Annotated in this window: 13 protein-coding genes; 10 read left to right on the forward strand and 3 right to left on the reverse strand. The window is 70.5% G+C overall.

What is annotated here, in order from left to right:
* Window positions 1-56: 56 nt before the first annotated feature.
* Together OG206_RS30885 and OG206_RS30890 are read left to right on the forward strand one after the other, a co-directional pair.
* Entirely contained in the window at window positions 57-605 is a 549-nt protein-coding gene (locus OG206_RS30885; protein ID WP_327121880.1) for a hypothetical protein, read from the forward strand.
* A 231-nt stretch (window positions 606-836) separates the two neighbouring features.
* The gene (locus tag OG206_RS30890; protein ID WP_327121881.1) at window positions 837-1,664 is read left to right on the forward strand and encodes a glycoside hydrolase domain-containing protein; all 828 of its coding nucleotides are present in this window, start codon (window positions 837-839) and stop codon (window positions 1,662-1,664) included.
* Between the two features lie 29 nt (window positions 1,665-1,693).
* On the opposite strand, the gene OG206_RS30895 is transcribed toward OG206_RS30890, so the two are convergent.
* The gene (locus OG206_RS30895; protein ID WP_327121882.1) at window positions 1,694-2,455 is read right to left on the reverse strand and encodes a DUF1838 family protein; all 762 of its coding nucleotides are present in this window, start codon (window positions 2,453-2,455) and stop codon (window positions 1,694-1,696) included.
* 240 nt (window positions 2,456-2,695) lie between these two features.
* Complete coding sequence (gene sigJ / locus OG206_RS30900; protein ID WP_327121883.1) at window positions 2,696-3,613, reverse strand: RNA polymerase sigma factor SigJ; 918 nt, start codon at window positions 3,611-3,613, stop codon at window positions 2,696-2,698.
* Window positions 3,614-3,730: 117 nt separating this feature from the next.
* On the opposite strand from sigJ, the gene OG206_RS30905 reads away from it, so the two are divergent.
* Window positions 3,731-4,192, forward strand: coding sequence for a hypothetical protein (locus OG206_RS30905; RefSeq protein ID WP_327121884.1), 462 nt, complete (start codon window positions 3,731-3,733; stop codon window positions 4,190-4,192).
* Here OG206_RS30905 and OG206_RS30910 read toward each other — a convergent pair.
* Window positions 4,104-5,477, reverse strand: coding sequence for an FAD-dependent oxidoreductase (locus OG206_RS30910; RefSeq protein WP_327121885.1), 1,374 nt, complete (start codon window positions 5,475-5,477; stop codon window positions 4,104-4,106). The genes OG206_RS30905 and OG206_RS30910 overlap by 89 nt on opposite strands.
* A 397-nt stretch (window positions 5,478-5,874) precedes the next feature.
* Here OG206_RS30910 and OG206_RS30915 point away from each other — a divergent pair, with 397 nt between their 5' ends.
* From OG206_RS30915 to OG206_RS30945, 7 genes are all read left to right on the forward strand, one after another.
* Window positions 5,875-6,273, forward strand: a complete 399-nt coding sequence (locus tag OG206_RS30915) for a PGPGW domain-containing protein (RefSeq protein WP_327121886.1) — start codon at window positions 5,875-5,877, stop codon at window positions 6,271-6,273.
* Between the two features lie 90 nt (window positions 6,274-6,363).
* Window positions 6,364-6,573 (forward strand): hypothetical protein, encoded by a 210-nt coding sequence (locus OG206_RS30920; RefSeq protein WP_327121887.1) that lies wholly within the window; start codon window positions 6,364-6,366, stop codon window positions 6,571-6,573.
* A 405-nt stretch (window positions 6,574-6,978) separates the two neighbouring features.
* On the forward strand, window positions 6,979-10,779 hold the full coding sequence (locus tag OG206_RS30925) for a S8 family serine peptidase (RefSeq protein ID WP_327121888.1): 3,801 nt from the start codon (window positions 6,979-6,981) through the stop codon (window positions 10,777-10,779).
* Between the two features lie 515 nt (window positions 10,780-11,294).
* Window positions 11,295-12,044 carry a (5-formylfuran-3-yl)methyl phosphate synthase gene (locus tag OG206_RS30930; RefSeq protein WP_327121889.1) on the forward strand — a complete coding sequence of 250 codons (750 nt, stop codon included), beginning with the start codon at window positions 11,295-11,297 and terminating at the stop codon, window positions 12,042-12,044.
* A 10-nt stretch (window positions 12,045-12,054) separates the two neighbouring features.
* A complete protein-coding gene (locus OG206_RS30935; protein WP_327121890.1) occupies window positions 12,055-13,458 on the forward strand; it encodes an aldehyde dehydrogenase family protein in 1,404 nt (467 codons plus the stop codon).
* 50 nt (window positions 13,459-13,508) lie between these two features.
* Entirely contained in the window at window positions 13,509-14,564 is a 1,056-nt protein-coding gene (locus OG206_RS30940) for an NAD(P)-dependent alcohol dehydrogenase (RefSeq protein WP_327122452.1), read from the forward strand.
* A gap of 77 nt (window positions 14,565-14,641) precedes the next feature.
* Entirely contained in the window at window positions 14,642-15,550 is a 909-nt protein-coding gene (locus OG206_RS30945) for an SAM-dependent methyltransferase (protein ID WP_327121891.1), read from the forward strand.
* The last annotated feature ends 247 nt before the right edge of the window (window positions 15,551-15,797 follow it).

Here is a 15,797-nt window from a genome sequence, read left to right on the forward strand (position 1 = left end):
GGATCGGGGTGCTCATCACACAGACGAGACGGCTGGCGGCACACGAGGGGCGGTGGATGGCGAGCCTCGGGCTGTGGGTGGCTCGACGCTCGCATGAGGTCGGTGGCGAGGACATCGCTGTTGGGTATGCGCGTGCTCAGGCGTCAACGGCGTACGGGCTGGTGTTCGTGTTCGTGGTCGAGACGGTCGGGGTGTCCTTCATGCTCGCCCCGTATCCGGTCGCCCACCTGGTCATGCTGCTTCTCGACCTCTACACGGTGTTTCTGGTGCTGGGGCTGCACGCCGCCGCCGTCACGCGCCCCCACGTCGTGGGGCCGGGCGGGCTGCGGGTGCGGCGCGGTACGCGACGTGATCTGCGGATACCGCTGGAACTGATCGCGTCCGCCCGTCACGATCTCCGGTTCCCGGATGGGAACAAGTCTGAAGACGGCGTACTGGAGTTGGCTATCGCGTCGCAGACTTCGATCACTGTCGAGTTAGCCCAGCCAGTCACCGCCGTGAGCCTGTGGGGGCAGCGCACGGAGGTTCGTACGATCCGCTGCCACGCCGACGAACCGCAGACCGCCGTCGCAGCGATCAAGAAGCTGCTGGCCAGTGACAGCTGAGGGGGTCGACGCGGCCGGCTACCCCGGGACGAGAGACGGGCGATGCCCGGACCGCCCGGCGGAGGCGCGCCCGTGGGCTATTCTGCGGTGCGCTTCGGTGTCCGGAGGGGGACTGCCGTACCACCGTGTGCGGGCGCCGCACCTGCCACGCGGTATCGGCGGAGCAGCGCGGCACCAGCAGGCGCGTCGGATTCGGTGCGACCGAGGGTCGCCCAGTGAACGGGGTGGGGAATGTCCAGTCATCGGCTGTCCAGGAAGGGCCGCTACATCGCCTTGGCGACGACAGGGGTCGTCGTCGTCGCGGGTGCCGGGATCGCGGCGCAGACCACCATGGCCGCCACCGCCTGGCCTGCGCAGAAGACCTACACGGGACGCGCCTTCGACGCGTGCACCGCGCCCTCGCTCAGCGCGATGAAGGCGTGGAACACGGGCTTCTACGGCGCCGCCGCGGTCTACATCGGTGGAAAGAACCGTGGCTGCGCCCAGCCCAGTCTGACGAAGTCCTGGGTCAAGTCGGTCAGTGCCACGGGATGGAAACTGATCCCGCTCTACGTCGGCGCTCAGCCGCCCTGCCAGAAGAGCTCGAACCCCGAGAGGTTCACGGCCTCCACGGCCGCCTCCCTCGGCGCGAGCAACGGCAAGGACGCGGTGGCGAAGGCCTCCGCCCTGGGGATGAAGGCGGGAAGCGCCGTCTACCTGGACATGGAGCCGTACGACATCACCGACAAGGCGTGCAACGACGCCGTCCTGACGTACGTGCGGTCGTTCACCAAGACCCTGCGCAACGCCACCTACCGAGGTGGCTTCTACGGCTTCAGCAGCTCCAGCGCGAAGGCCGTCGCCACGGCCACGAACAAGACCGACCTGCCCGGGAATCTCTGGTACGCGCTGTGGGACAAGAAGAACACGACCACCACGGACTGGCCGTGGAACCCGTCCCAGTTCACCGGTCACAGCCGCGCTCACCAGTACATGGTCAACAGTAAGGAAAAGCGCGGCGGCTACACCATCACGGTCGATCGCAACGCGTGGGACGCCCCCGTCGCGATCATCGGCTGACAGCCCGCGTCGGACGCCCCCTCGGCCGGTCAGGAGGCCGGCCGAGGCGTGCTGGGCGGGTTGAGCTTGCGGAAGTACGTCCAGCTGGTTTCGTTGGGCTCGGCCCACTTCTCCGGGGCATGGGCGAACTCAGGGTTGTGGTCCGCGATGTAGGCGCGTGTGCGCTCGGGGACCTCCGCGTAGGAGCCCAGCTTCCTGCCCCGGCAGTGATAGGTGAGGCCGCCGGGCCGTTGCCCGCGGGCCATCCACGGCAGCCATGGAGACATCCGCGTCCACGACATGGTCGCCGGGACACTTGGTGCGGGGCCGGCGAGGTCGGCGCGGTCGGCGAAGAACTGGAACAGTTCCAGGGCCTTGTACGTGTCACCGGCCGAGTGGACGGGGTAATCGGCCACCGGCAGCGGCGAGGGATAGGCGAGCGGGATCTCCAGACTGAAGCAGACCTGCTCGCCGAGTTCGGTCGTCGGGATCGGGAAGGGCCGCCACTTCTGGTTCGCCGGGTCGTTCCAGACGTGTACAACGGGCAGGTCGTGCCAGGTCTCCAGGATCTCACGCGTGACGGGGTCCAGATAGAAGGCGGCCTCACGGGTCAGCAGTTGATACGTGTCCGGCCCGGCGTCGTCCTGGACGAGGCGTGCGACATTGAGCCCCTCGAAGCCGAACACGCGCTGGTAGGGCTCGTCGGGCGCCCAGGTGTAGACATCTCCCGACCACCAGTAGGTGACCTCCTCGCCGTCGAGTGAGGCCCTGGTGCGGGCGAGGGAGCGGAGCAGTTCTGCGGGGTTCGTCATACGGCGTACTGTGCGCGACCGCCACCCCGACCGGCAAGTTCCGCCAGGAGCAGGTGAGGTGGTGGTGCCGGAACCCGGACGCGCGTCGGTGAGACAGCGCTTCCCGTAGCCTCCGATGCCGCACCCTCGGTGCATCCGGGGGCCAGGTGTGCCGTCCCAGGTACGTGACTCCGCCCCGGACACCCGCCGCCTGCCCCCCTGAACCTCAGCGTCATTCCGTCCGGTGGGCCTGAGATGCCGTCATCGGCCAGCCCGCGCCCACGGCCGTAGCTTCTCCGGGTTGCGGACTGCCCAGATGCGGGTGACACGCCCGTCGGACACGTCGAACGAGGCCACTGTCATGACGGCCCCGCCGTGCAGGGCCACCAGCCCCGGCGCACCGTTGACCGAACGCTCCAGGAGTTGGAGACCCGGAGCCTTCCCGGCGATACCTGCCATGTACTGGGCGATGCGGGTGCCGCCGACGACCGGTCGCAGGACCGCGCCGACCGTGCCGCCGCCGTCGGCGGTCATCACGGCGGCCGGATCGAGGAGGCCCACGAGGGCGGCGATATCCATGGCCTCCCACGCCTTCCTGACACTTCTCACCACGTCGGCCCGGCGGGTCGCAGCCTCCTGCGCGCGCGGAACGCCGACCCGCTTTCGGGCCGAAGCCGCCAGTTGCTTGCACGCCGGTGGCGTCCGGCCGAGAACGAGCGCGATCTCGGCGAACGGATACCTGAAGACGTCGTGCAGGACAAAAGCCACCCGCTCGGCGGGCGTCATCGACTCGAGGACGACGAGGAAGGCCATGCTCACCGAGTCGTCCAGGACGATCTGGTCGGCGGGGTCTGCGTGCCCTGCGGGGCCCGCGCCGCTCCCGGCCCCCTCCGTCCGGTCGGGCAGCGGCTCGGGCAGCCACATGCCGACATAGCGCTCACGGCGAGCCCGTGCGGAGCCGAGCACGTCCAGGCAGATGCGGCTGGTCACCGTCGTCAGCCAGGCGCCGGGGGACAGGATCTCGTCCTGCCGGCCCCGTGACAGCCCGTACCAGCGCGCGTAGGCGTCCTGCACGGCGTCCTCGGCCTCGGTGACCGAGCCGAGCAACCGGTAGGCGACATTGAGCAGTTGACGTCGCTCACCGGTCACCTCGTCCGGTCCGGTCCCGACAGTCCCCATGCTTCCGGCCGCTCCCTCGCCTTACCTCTCGCGTACCCGCGTCGTCGAGCTGTCGAGACTCTATCGATCTGCTGCCCGAGGGCGGAAATGCCCGAGGGCGGAAAAGGAGACCACGACATGGCCACTCATGCGACGGCGAGGCTGCGGGAACGGCGCGGCTCATCGCTCGTGCGGACTGCGATCGCCCTGCAGACGCTGACCATCTTCCTCCAGGCGGTGTCCGCCGGGCTGCTGCTCAGCACGTCGTACGGGGAGCCGCTGCACAGCGGCGGGGCCCGTGTGATGTACGGGGCGTCGATGCTGTACGTGCTCGCGGCGGTACTCGCGTGGAAGCCGGGTGGCGGATCGGTCCGGCCGGTCCTGTACGCAGGCGGCTTCCTGGCCCTGGCCTCGGTCCAGGTCGTGCTCGGTGTCGCGCACGTCCCGGCGGTGCACCTTCCTCTGGGCGTCCTGATGTTCGGCTTGAGCGTGCTGGCGCTGAGGCAGGTGCTCATCCCGGGACGAGCGCGTCCCACTGCTCCCGGGTCGGTCCGTCGTGCTTCGGCGCGAAGTCGGGGTGGGCGGCCAGCCAGGAGGTGAGGTGCCGGTCCACCTCGTCGGTGCCATAGGCGTCCTGGGCCGTGCGCACGAGGTGGCGTACCTGGGCCCGCGCTCTCATCACGACAGGGTCGTCGAAGGCGCAGAGGGCCAGTGCCGCAGCTCGCCGGTCCGAGGCCGCCGCGCCCTCGGCGAGGCGTTGCCCGCTGGTGCGGTCGGCCGTCACCTGCGCGTCGAACCACGGGCGGAGGGCCTGTGCCGTCCAGGCGTGATAGCAGGCCGGGTCTGCCGCTGTCCGCTCTACGTGGGTGGCGAGATGCCGCGCGGCGAGCAGTCCGAGAGCCACGCCGTGACCGAAGGTGGGATTGGTGTGGATGAGGCTGTCGCCGGCATTGACCAGGCCGGTGACCACCGGTCCGTCTCCGTCGGAGAGAGCGGTCCAGCGGTTGTCCAGGCCGGCCATGGCCAGGACGGCCGACTGCGGTTCGGGGGCCAGGTCGAGCCAGGCGGCAGTGGCGGGGAAGCGGCGGGCCACAGCCTCGAACACGGCGGGGTCGGCGAGCGCGCCGCGGGTCGGATCAGTTGTGGACAGCACCAGGCTCACCGCGAAGGTGCCGTTGTCGGAGGGGAAGACGCCCGCGAGCGCGAACGCCGCGGCCGATCCGGTCTTCACCCGCCCCGGGCCGCGAGGGCCTGTGGGCCGCAGGCGGTACCAGCGGCACAGATAAGCGATCCCGCTGCGGTGGCTTTCGGCCACGGGCGGCCGGCAGCCGGCCGCGGCCAGCCAGGCGGGTACGGGCGAGCGGCGGCCGGACGTATCGACGACGAGGTCTGCCGGGTACGCTTCCGCGCCCACCCGCAGGCCGGTGACCCGGGCAGGGCTGCCCTCCGCGAGGGTGAGGGCGTGCACGCGCTGACCTCGCCGCACCTCGACGGTGCGTTCCCGCCGCACGGCCGCGCTCAAGGCGGCCTCCAGCACGATGCGACGGGTGCGCAGGGTCACCAGGTCCTCGTCGCCGGGCCGGTGCGGCGGATGCCCGTCGAACCAGTCGAACTCGTGGTACTCGCGGGCTCCGCGCGCCAGCACGTCCGCGTAGACGTCCGGGGCCTCGGCGAGCAGTACCGTGCGCACCGGCGCGAGGAGCGAATGGGGCTGGACGGCCTGCGGGACACGGGGCCTGCCCCAGTGGAAGAAGTCCCGGTCCGAATCCTCTCCCGCCTCACGCGGGTCCTGCTCGAACACCGTGACCGAATGGCCCCGCCGGCCCAGCATGAGCGCCGTCCCCAGCCCGCTGATGCCCCCACCGATCACCGCAACCCGCGCCACCGTGTTCCCCTTCGCGTCGTGTTGCGGAGCGAGCCTACTGCTTGGCGATCTTCGGGCGGGTACCGCCCTCGCCGGCAGCCGTGGGCCTGGACGTCGTGCCCCGGGCGGGCCCTGCCGGACCGTGGCGGACCGATCGGCGACGCGGCGGCCGTCGAGCCCGTCGGGCCGGCCTCCTGTCTCCGGCCGGCGGAACCCGTGCGGTGCGACCTGCCCGCACGCGCGGCGTGAGGGCCTCGGCGTGTCTGCTCGACCACCTGGCGCGGTCGATTGCGCGTGCAGCGGTCCAGCCGCAGCATGGAGGTGGAAACCGTCAGGGACGGGAGTGATCCCACCGATCAGCCGACCGAGAGCCGGAGCGGTTCCCGGACTCGTCCGGTGCGACCAGGAGGGAAGTGAGGTGCAGAGCCGAAACCCACTGCGCAGGGGTGCCGCCCTCGTAGCAGGTGCCGCGCTGCTGATCCTGGGCGTCGCGCTGCTCGTCCTGCCCGGCCCGGGGCTGCTGCTCATCCTCGCAGGCCTGCTCGTTCTCGCCGATCAGTTCCCCGCTGTGGCTCGCTACGTCGACCCGGTGCGCGACCGTGCCATGCGTGCGGCCAGGGAGAGCGTGGCCTCACCGGTCCGCATCGCCGGTTCGGCCCTCACGGCGGCGGTTCTTCTGGCAGCGGGCCTGGTCTGGGGTCTGATGCCTGAATTGCCCTTCGGCGGCTGGCCCACCGGCGCCGGGCTGATCCTCTCGAGTCTTGTCCTCGTGGCTCTGCTGGTGTACAGCTACCGCACGACGCGTACCGGCCGCTGAGGGTCCCTCAACCGAAGCTGTACAGCGGAGTCCGCCGCCGGCCGGAGCGCGGGGATCGCCGAATGCCTGGCCACCCTCGGAGAGCCCCTCATGGTGCGTGCACACATACGTGGCGTTTCCTCGGCGAGCGTCAGCTTCGACACGGACCGGGGCAACGTATACCGCGACACCCTGCCGGAGTCCGGCGTGGGTACCGCCGTGTGGCATACGACAGCGCAGGACGCGGCATTCGTACGGATCGAGGTGCGACATCCCTACGGTCACATGGCAGCTCTGACGAACCCGGTCGTGCTGGTGTGAGCTGCGAGTCCCGGACCGGCTCGGGAAGCCTTGACGGGCGGCGGGCGCAGACAGCTGGATTACCCGTCAACTGCCTTTGCCAGTGAGCGAAGGAGTCGGAAGGATCGCGGCGTACGCGGCGCCGTGACAGGGGGAGGGGAGTCGCGCGCCCATCGAGGTCACGGTGTCCCGCTGTGGCGGTACGTGCTCGCGACACCTGTACGTACTCGAAACACCCTGTCGGTCGACGGTGCGCGGAGCAAGGCCTTCGGCGCAATTCTCTGAAACGTTCAAGCGGCAGGCGGGCACACACATGTTTCGCGCGTGTTGATGGTGTGCCAACACCGCCGTCAGGGGCTTCCCAAGATCACCCCGCAGCACTTAGATTCCGTCTGCCTGTAGGACTTTTCGAGTCAAGGGAATCTTTTGACACACCATCACTCCGGAAGACGGCGCAGCCCGCTCCTGCTCGCGGCCGTCGTCCTGGTCACTGCGGCGACCCCGCTCGCGACCGCTTCCGCAGACGTCTCCTCCGCCGTCGGCGCGGCCACCGCCACGCACTCCGACGCCGTTGCCGAAGCCCACGGCGACCGACCTGCCTCATCCGTCGTGACCCTGCTGACCGGAGACAAGGTCACCGTGGCTCCCGCCGCCGGCGGCGGTCCCGGAACCATCACCGTTCAGGACCCCGACGGGGAGCCCACCGGTGCCCGGGTCATGACCGTGGGCGGCGACACCTACGTCTATCCGGACTCCGTCCGGCCGTACCTGACGGCCGGAGCCCTGGACCAACGGCTGTTCAACGTCACCCGGCTGGTGGCCGACGGCTACGACGACGCCCGTCTCGACCGGCTGCCCCTCATCGTGACGTACGGCGGCGAGGAAGCGGGCGCGGCAGCCCTGCGCCGGCGGGGCGACGCGATCCCGGGCGACGTCACGCTTCCGCTCACCAGCGTCAACGGTGTCGCACTGACAGCCGACAGGGAGGACGGCGGCGCACTGTGGGCCGCCCTCACCGGGGGGCCCGGGCCTGACCGGAGTGCTCGGCACACGAACGCTGGGCCTGCGAAGGCTCAGGATACGAAGGCTGCCTTCCGGGGCGGCGTCTCCAAGGTGTGGCTCGACGGCAAAGCCGAGGCCACGCTGAGTGACTCGGTCGCCCAGATCGGCGCCCCCGACGTCTGGTCCGGTGGCAACCGCGGCGAAGGCGTGGACGTGGCCGTCCTCGACACCGGGTACGACCCTGACCACCCCGATCTGAAGGATGCCGTCGAGGACAGCCACAGCTTCGTCCCCGGGGAGGACGCCACCGACCGCAACGGCCACGGAACACACGTGGCGTCCACCATCGCCGGCAGCGGCGCAGCGTCCGACGGCAGGGAGAAGGGCGTGGCTCCCGGCGTCGACCTGCACGTCGGCAAGGTCCTGAGCGACGCCGGGTCGGGGTACGACTCGTGGATCGTGGCCGGTATGGAGTGGGCCGCACGAGACGTGCACGCCCGCGTCATCAGTATGAGTCTCGGCAGCAGTGAGAACGCCGACGGCGAGACCGTGCTCGCCCGGTCCGTGAACGAGCTGAGCGAGGAGACCGGCGCTCTCTTCACCATCGCGGCCGGCAACAACGGCCCCGATGCCCAGACCGTCAGGTCACCCGGCACGGCCGACGCGGCCCTCACCGTCGGTGCGGTGGACTCCGCCGACGAGATCGCCGAATTCTCCAGCCGCGGCCCGCGCTACGGCGACGACGCGCTCAAGCCCGAGATAACCGCACCCGGTGTCGGCATCCTCGCCGCCAGGTCGCAGTACGCCCCCTGGGGATCCGGCTCCTACGCCAGTCTCAGCGGCACGTCCATGGCCACCCCGCACGTGGCCGGCGCGGCGGCGCTGGTGGCCGCCGCCCACCCGGACTGGAGTGGCAACCGCGTCAAGGACGCGCTGATCAGCACGGTGCGCCCGACCCCCGGCATCACGATCGACGACGGCGGGAACGGCAGGGTCGACGCAGCCGCGGCCGTGGGCACCCTCACCGCCACGGCAAAGGCGGACGCGGGCATCCACACGCCGGGCGGGGACCAGGCCCTCGTCGAGTCCGAGGTCACCTGGACCAACACCTCCGACCGGGCGGTCACCGTGGACCTCGCCGTGGACGCGCCGGGCGTCCCGGCAGGCGTCTTCACCCTCTCCGAGAACCGACGTACGGTTCCGGCCCACGGCACAACCGCCGTCACGGTGCGGACGGACCTCGCCAAGACCGGCGAACTGAAGCGCTGGACCGGCCGGCTGACCGCGTCCGTCGACGACACCGTCCGCACCCGCACCCTGCTCGGGGTCAGCACCCGCAACCGTCTCGCACACGTCCGTACGAAGATCACCGGACGTTCGGGTGAGGCCACCGAAGGTGTCCTCACCTTCTTCCGCAAGGGCGACGACTTCGCGGGGATCTACCCCTACGGCGGCGGGGTCTCCGACGAGCTGCTGCCGCCCGGCCGGTACACGGTCTACGCCGACTTCCGCGTCGAGGGCACGCACGGCGCCTCCTCCGCCGGTTACGCCCGCATGGTCCTTCCGCAGGTGGATGTCACCGGCGACGCCGATCTCGTCCTCGACGGCACCAAGCTCCGTGAGGTCACCGCACGCACCCCCAGGAAGACGGAGAACATTCTCCGGCGCGTCGACTACCACCGGCAGTTCGACGACCACTCCCTGGTGACCGACAGCACCGAGATCGCCGACGGTTACGACAGCCTGTGGACCGCTCCGACCTCGCCGGGGCCTGACGGTGAGCAGTACCTGACCGTCCGTTGGCGCGACCGGCAGCCGCTGCTGACGTTGACCGCCGGAGCCCAGGAGTTCGACGACCTGAGCATCATGCCCGGATCGTCGAGGCTCACCGAAGGCGATCGGGACTTCGATCTTATCCACCCCGGCCAGGGCATGGCGGCCGACTACAAGGGTGTCGACGCCGCAGGCAAGGCCGCTGTCGTGCGCTGGGACTCGTACGACGAGGACACCGCGGACGACCAGATCAGGGCCGCGCAGGCGGCCGGCGTGAAGATGCTGCTGTTCGTGCACGATCTCGACGGACGCCTGCGGCAGCCGATCATCAGGTCGACCATCCAGGTCGTCGGTCTCTCCCGTACCCAGGGTGAGGAACTGATCGCCCGTATCGACGCGAGTGCCTCGCACAGTGTGCGCCTGCACGCCGTGTCCCGTCCTCGTACCGCCTACCTGTACGACCTGGTGCACACCTGGAAGGGACGCATCCCCACCGACCTCACGTACGCCCCGAAGGACGGGCAGCTCGCACGCGTGGAGGCGCACTTCCGCAACCCGAACGGGCGGGAGGTGTACGAGAACCGCTACGACGTCCACCCGTGGACCGTGTACAACGTCGCCACCGCCCGGCTGAGCACGTCCGGCACCGACCGCACCGACTACGTCAGCAGCGATGCCACGTTCACCTGGTCCGAGGAGGCCATGCTCTACCCGGTGGTGTTCAGCACCTCCGGGCAGACGCGCTACCCGGCGGGCCGCACCACCGACGTGCACTGGTTCGGCACGGTGACCAGGCCGCGCATCAACGACGGAGTCCAGCCACCCACCCGAACCGGCGATCACATGGACGTCGTCGTCCCGGCCTGGGGGGACTCCGGCGGCGATCACGCCAACTTCGCGGCCTTCGGCAGCGACGGCCTCACGGAGAAGACCGAGCTGTACCGCGCTGGGTCCCTCCTCGGCACAGGCTCGAGCGAGGTGTCGGCGAGCGTACCAGCGGCCAAGGGCTCCTACCGCCTGCTCCACACCGCAACCCGGGACGCCACCACGGAGTTCCCCTACTCGACCGCGACCAGCACCGAGTGGGCGTTCACTTCGGCCGCACCGAACGGCAGGGCCGAGTCCGAGCAACTGCCCCTGATCCAGGTGGACTACGCCCTGCCCACCGACGGGGAGGGCAGGGCCGCACGCGACGCGACACTGCTCGTCACACCGCTGCACCTGCCGGGCGCCACCCATGCCGCACTGCACACGCGGCGGGTGGAGATCTCCTACGACGACGGTGCCACCTGGACGACGGCCCGCGTCAGCGGCCGTGGCAACGGGAAGGTGAGTACCGTACTCGAGGCGCCGAAGCCGGCGCGCTACCTGACCCTGCGGGTGCACGCGGGGGACAGCCACGGCAACACCGTCACCCAGACGGTGGTGAGGGCCGCGGGCATCGCCGGATGACCGGCGGGAACAGCTCGACGCGTACCTAGTGCGCACGGCCTCGCGGCCGGTCCGGTCATCCGGGCCGGCCGCGAGGCTTTCGTCTTCCCGCCACGGCGTACGCGACTCGGCCACCCGAGCGCGACCGTGCGGACCCCGGGGCTACGACCCGCCCCTGTCCGGCCGGACTCCCGGACCGCGACCACCACGTGTCCACGCACCGTGGACGGGGATGTGTGAGCACCGTGACGAGGCGTGTTCCGCCGCGGCGTCCCCTGTGCAGTTGTCACCGATCCGCAGTGCGGGGGTTCACACCTGCCGGACAGTCACGTGCCGCTGCGCCACCGCGGCTGGTTCCCGACCGGCGTGCAGGGCGCACCCGCAGGGGCGCGGACACACGATGACAGTGATCCGTTCGGCACTCCACGCGCCCTGCCCGCGACCACCGGCCGCGGAGATGATGAGTGGACCGCACGTGATCCCGACAACTCCGCACACCTGTCTCCCGGCAGGCCCATCCGGTGGAAGGAAACACGTTGTTGCTCCTCATCTCTCCCGACGGTGTCGAAGAAGCCCTCGACTGCGCCAAGGCGGCGGAACACCTCGACATCGTCGACGTCAAGAAGCCCGACGAAGGCTCGCTCGGTGCGAACTTTCCCTGGGTCATCAAGGAGATCCGCGCCGCGGTCCCCGCGGACAAGCCGGTCTCGGCCACAGTGGGAGACGTCCCGTACAAGCCCGGGACGGTTGCCCAGGCCGCGCTCGGCGCAGCAGTCTCCGGCGCCACGTACATCAAGGTCGGCCTCTACGGATGCACGACGCCCGACCAGGCCGTCGACGTCATGAGAGGAGTCGTCCGGGCAGTGAAGGACTACCGGCCGGACGCCTTCGTCGTCGCCTCGGGCTACGCCGATGCCCACCGGATCGGCTGCGTCAATCCGCTCGCGCTCCCCGACATCGCCCGCCGCTCGGGTTCGGACGCGGCGATGCTCGACACGGCGATCAAGGACGGGACACGGCTCTTCGACCACGTCCCGCCCGACGCCTGCGCGGAGTTCGTCCGGTGCGCCCACGACAACGGCCTCCTCGCCGCCCTCGCCGGCAGTATCAAGGCGGCCGACCTCGCGGAGCTGACCCGTATCGGCACGGACATCGTCGGAGTGCGTGGAGCGGTCTGCCAGGGTGGCGACCGCAACACCGGCAGGATCCAGCCGCAGTTGGTGGCGGCCTTCCGCGCCGAGATGGACCGGCACGCGCGGGAACACACAGCGGCCACGGCGAGTTGACGCGCCACGCATGCCGACAACCCACTCCGGTCGCTCGCCCGGCGCCCGAGGCCGACGCATCCCCGTGCTCGACCCGGCGACGGGCGAGGCGTTCGACGAGGCTCCCGACCAGCACCCTGACGAGCTGGACCCAGTCGTCGACCGGGCCCACGCGGCCTGGCACAGCTGGCGTGCCGACCCCTCCGCACGCCGACACGCACTGATCGAGGCCGCAGGCGCCGTCGAGGCGGCCGCGCCGGACCTCGCACCCCTGCTGACCCGCGAGCAGGGCAAACCACTGCGCGAGTCGTACGCGGAGGTGGGCCGCACGGCAGCCCGCCTGCGCTACTTCGCCGAGCTGCGGCCCGGCCGTGAGGCGATCACGGACGGGCGGGCGGTACGCAGCGAAGTCCGGTGGCGGCCGCTCGGACCCGTCGCAGCCATCACACCGTGGAACTTCCCGCTCCAGCTCGCCTCGGCGAAGTTCGCGCCCGCTCTGGCCGCCGGCAACACGATGGTGCTCAAACCCTCACCCTTCACACCCCTCGCCACGCGGTTGCTGGGATCCATCATGTCCACCGCGCTCCCCGAGCACGTACTGACGATCGTCACGGGCCGTGAGGCCCTCGGCGCGCGTCTCGCGTCCCACCCCGGGATCCGGCACGTGACTTTCACCGGCTCCATTCCCACCGGACGGGCGGTCGCCGGGGGAGCGGCCGCCACACTCGCCCGCGTCACCCTGGAACTCGGTGGCAACGACGCCGCGGTTCTGCTGGACGACGTGGATGTGGACCGCATCGCCGACCGGCTGTTCTGGGCGGCCTTCCGCAACTGCGGACAGGTCTGCATGGCCGTCAAGCGCGTATACGCCCCGGCCCGGCTCTACTCCCAGGTGGTCGAGGCCCTCGCGCAGCGCGCGAAGTCCGCGGTCGTCGGAGCCGGACTCGATCCCGGCTCCGAGATCGGTCCCGTCAACAACGCCCCCCAACTCGCGCGCGTCGAGCGGTACACGGCGCAGGCCCTCGCCGACGGCGCCCAGGCCGTGACCGGAGGCCACCGGCTCGACCGGCCCGGATACTTCTTCGCTCCCACGATCCTCGCCGACGTGTCCACCCGGAGCGCGGTGGTGACGGAGGAGCAGTTCGGCCCCGTCCTTCCCGTGCTGTCCTACGAGAACATCGACGAGGCCGTGGAGGCCGCCAACGACACCGGCTTCGGACTGGGCGGCTCGGTGTGGGCAACCGACCTCGACCATGCCGAGACCGTCGCGGAACGGCTGGAATGCGGGACGGCCTGGATCAACCATCACGCGGAACTCTCCCTCGCCCAGCCCTTCGCGGGCATCAAGGAGAGCGGGGTCGGGGTCGCGGGCGGGCCGTGGGGGCTCTACGGGAACCTCAGACCCTTCGTCGTGCACCGCCCGGAGGACACGTGAGGCACAGGTTCGGCGCGGCAGTGCTGCGCACGTACGGAGGCCGGTTCTCGATGGAGGAGGTGAATCTCGACGACGGCCCGGCCGACGGCGAGGTCCTGGTCAGGATAGCGGGCTGCGGAATGTGCCGGACCGATCTCGCGGTCCGGCACTCGGCCGGCCGCACGCCCTTGCCGGCGGTGCTGGGTCATGAGGGCGCCGGAGTCGTGACGGAGGTGGGAGGGCCGCACACCGGCCTGAGTGCCGGAGACCATGTCGTGCTGAGCTTCGACTCGTGCGGACACTGCCGGAACTGTGTGCGGGCGGCTCCCGCCTACTGCGAATCCTTCGCCTCGCTGAACCTCTTCGGGGGGCGCGAGGAGGGCACGGCTCGGTTCACCGACCTCGACGGAGGGACTCTGGCCCCGAGATGGTTCGGCCAGTCCTCCTTCGCGGAGTACGCGGTGGTCCGTGCCCGCAACGCCGTGAGGGTGGATCCCGCCCTGCCGGTCGAACTGCTGGGACCGCTCGGCTGCGGCTTCCTCACCGGAGCGGGAGCGGTCCTCAACTCCTTCGGGGCCGGTCCCGGTGACACCGTCGCCGTCTTCGGCGCGGGAGCGGTGGGCCTGGCCGCCGTGATGGCCGCCGCGGCCGCCGGGGCGGTCGTGGTGGCCGTCGACCGGCACCCCGAGCGGCTGGCCCTCGCCGAGCGGTTCCGAGCCGTGCCGCTGCACTCCGCCTCAGCCGGCCTGGACGACCGAATCCGCCGTCTGACCGATGGGGGAGCACAGTTCGCGCTGGACACCACCGGTTCCGCCAAGCTGATCAACGACGCTCTGCGCGCTCTGCGGCCCACCGGCCACCTCGGTCTGGTCGCGCGCCTCCACAGCCCGCTCGCGCTCCAGCCGGGGACGCTGGACCGGGGCCGGAGGATCTCGCACATCTGTGAGGGGGACGCGGTGCCCGCCCTGCTGATTCCGCGCCTGACCGCACTCTGGCAGGCGGGGCTCTTTCCCTTCGACCAGCTGATCCGAACCTATCCGCTCGCCGACATCAACGAGGCCGAGCGCGACTGCGATGCCGGACGTGTGGTCAAACCCGTCCTGATTCCGGAGGGGACCGGTCTGTGACCAGGACACCCGGCTCGCAGCGCCTGTGCCACGAAGCACACGCGCCGTCCGCACCCACACCCGGAGGAGCTCCACACATGACCGAGACCGCACAGCAGAGCACCGGAGTGGAGGGCGTGGACGGGGGAGTCGGTGTGACCGCACTCCTGGTGGCCGCGGCACGGGCGATCGAGACCCATCGTCACGACAGCCTGGCACGGGATGTCCACGCCGAGCACTTCGTGCGCGCCGCACCTGCCTCTGTGGACTGGCCCGTCCGGATCCAGCAGGTTCCGGACGGTGACGCGAACCCGCTGTGGGGGCGCTTCGCGCGCTACTTCGGCCTTCGGACACGGGTCCTCGACGACTTCGTGCTGCGTTCGGTGCACGGCAAGGGCCTACGCCAAGTCGTCCTGTTCGGAGCGGGACTTGACACACGGGCGTACCGGCTCGACCTGCCTTCGGGCTGTGTGGTCTACGAGATCGACCGGGCGGGCGTCCTGGCCTTCAAACGTGAGGTGCTGGACGGCTCATCCGCCCGGCCGAAGGCGGCCCGTGTGGCGATTCCGCTGGACCTGCGCGCCGACTGGGCGGCAGCGCTGGCCGAGTCGGGCTTCGACCCGGCCGAACCGGCTGTCTGGCTGGCCGAGGGGCTGTTGTTCTATCTGCCGGCCGCTGCCGAGACCAACCTCATCGACACGGTGGACCGGCTCAGCGCGGACGGCAGTTCCCTGGCCTACGAGGTCAAGCTGGAGAAGGACCTGCTGACGTACCGGCACAGTCCGCTCTACGTGGCGACGAAGGAGCAGCTCGGCATCGACCTGCTCGATCTGTTCGACGCGGAAGCGCGACCCGACTCCGCGGGGAACCTCGCGGGCAAGGGCTGGTTCACCTCGGTGCACACCCCCTTCGAGTTCACCCACCGACACGGACGCGGTCCACTGCCCGAGCAGAACGACGCGCTGGAGGGAAACCGCTGGGTGTTCGCCGAAAAGCAACGGCCGTGACATGGAGTCCCGTCGCACGGTCCGTTGACGGACCCCCCTGACGGCACAGGCAGGAACCTCGGCGCAACATGTACGTGTTGGGTCGCGTCTGCTCGGCGTCAGCCGGAGCACGGCCCCTGTCAGTACGGCGAGTCCGACTTGGCCCGCACCCGTGAGGACGTCCTCCACCGCCGGCTCGGCGGGACGCTGCCGCCGAGCTCGGACCGCACGCGGGACCGGGCTCGGTCCGCTCGCCCCCTGATCAGCC

The organism is Streptomyces sp. NBC_01341 (assembly GCF_035946055.1).
Lineage (GTDB): Bacteria > Actinomycetota > Actinomycetes > Streptomycetales > Streptomycetaceae > Streptomyces.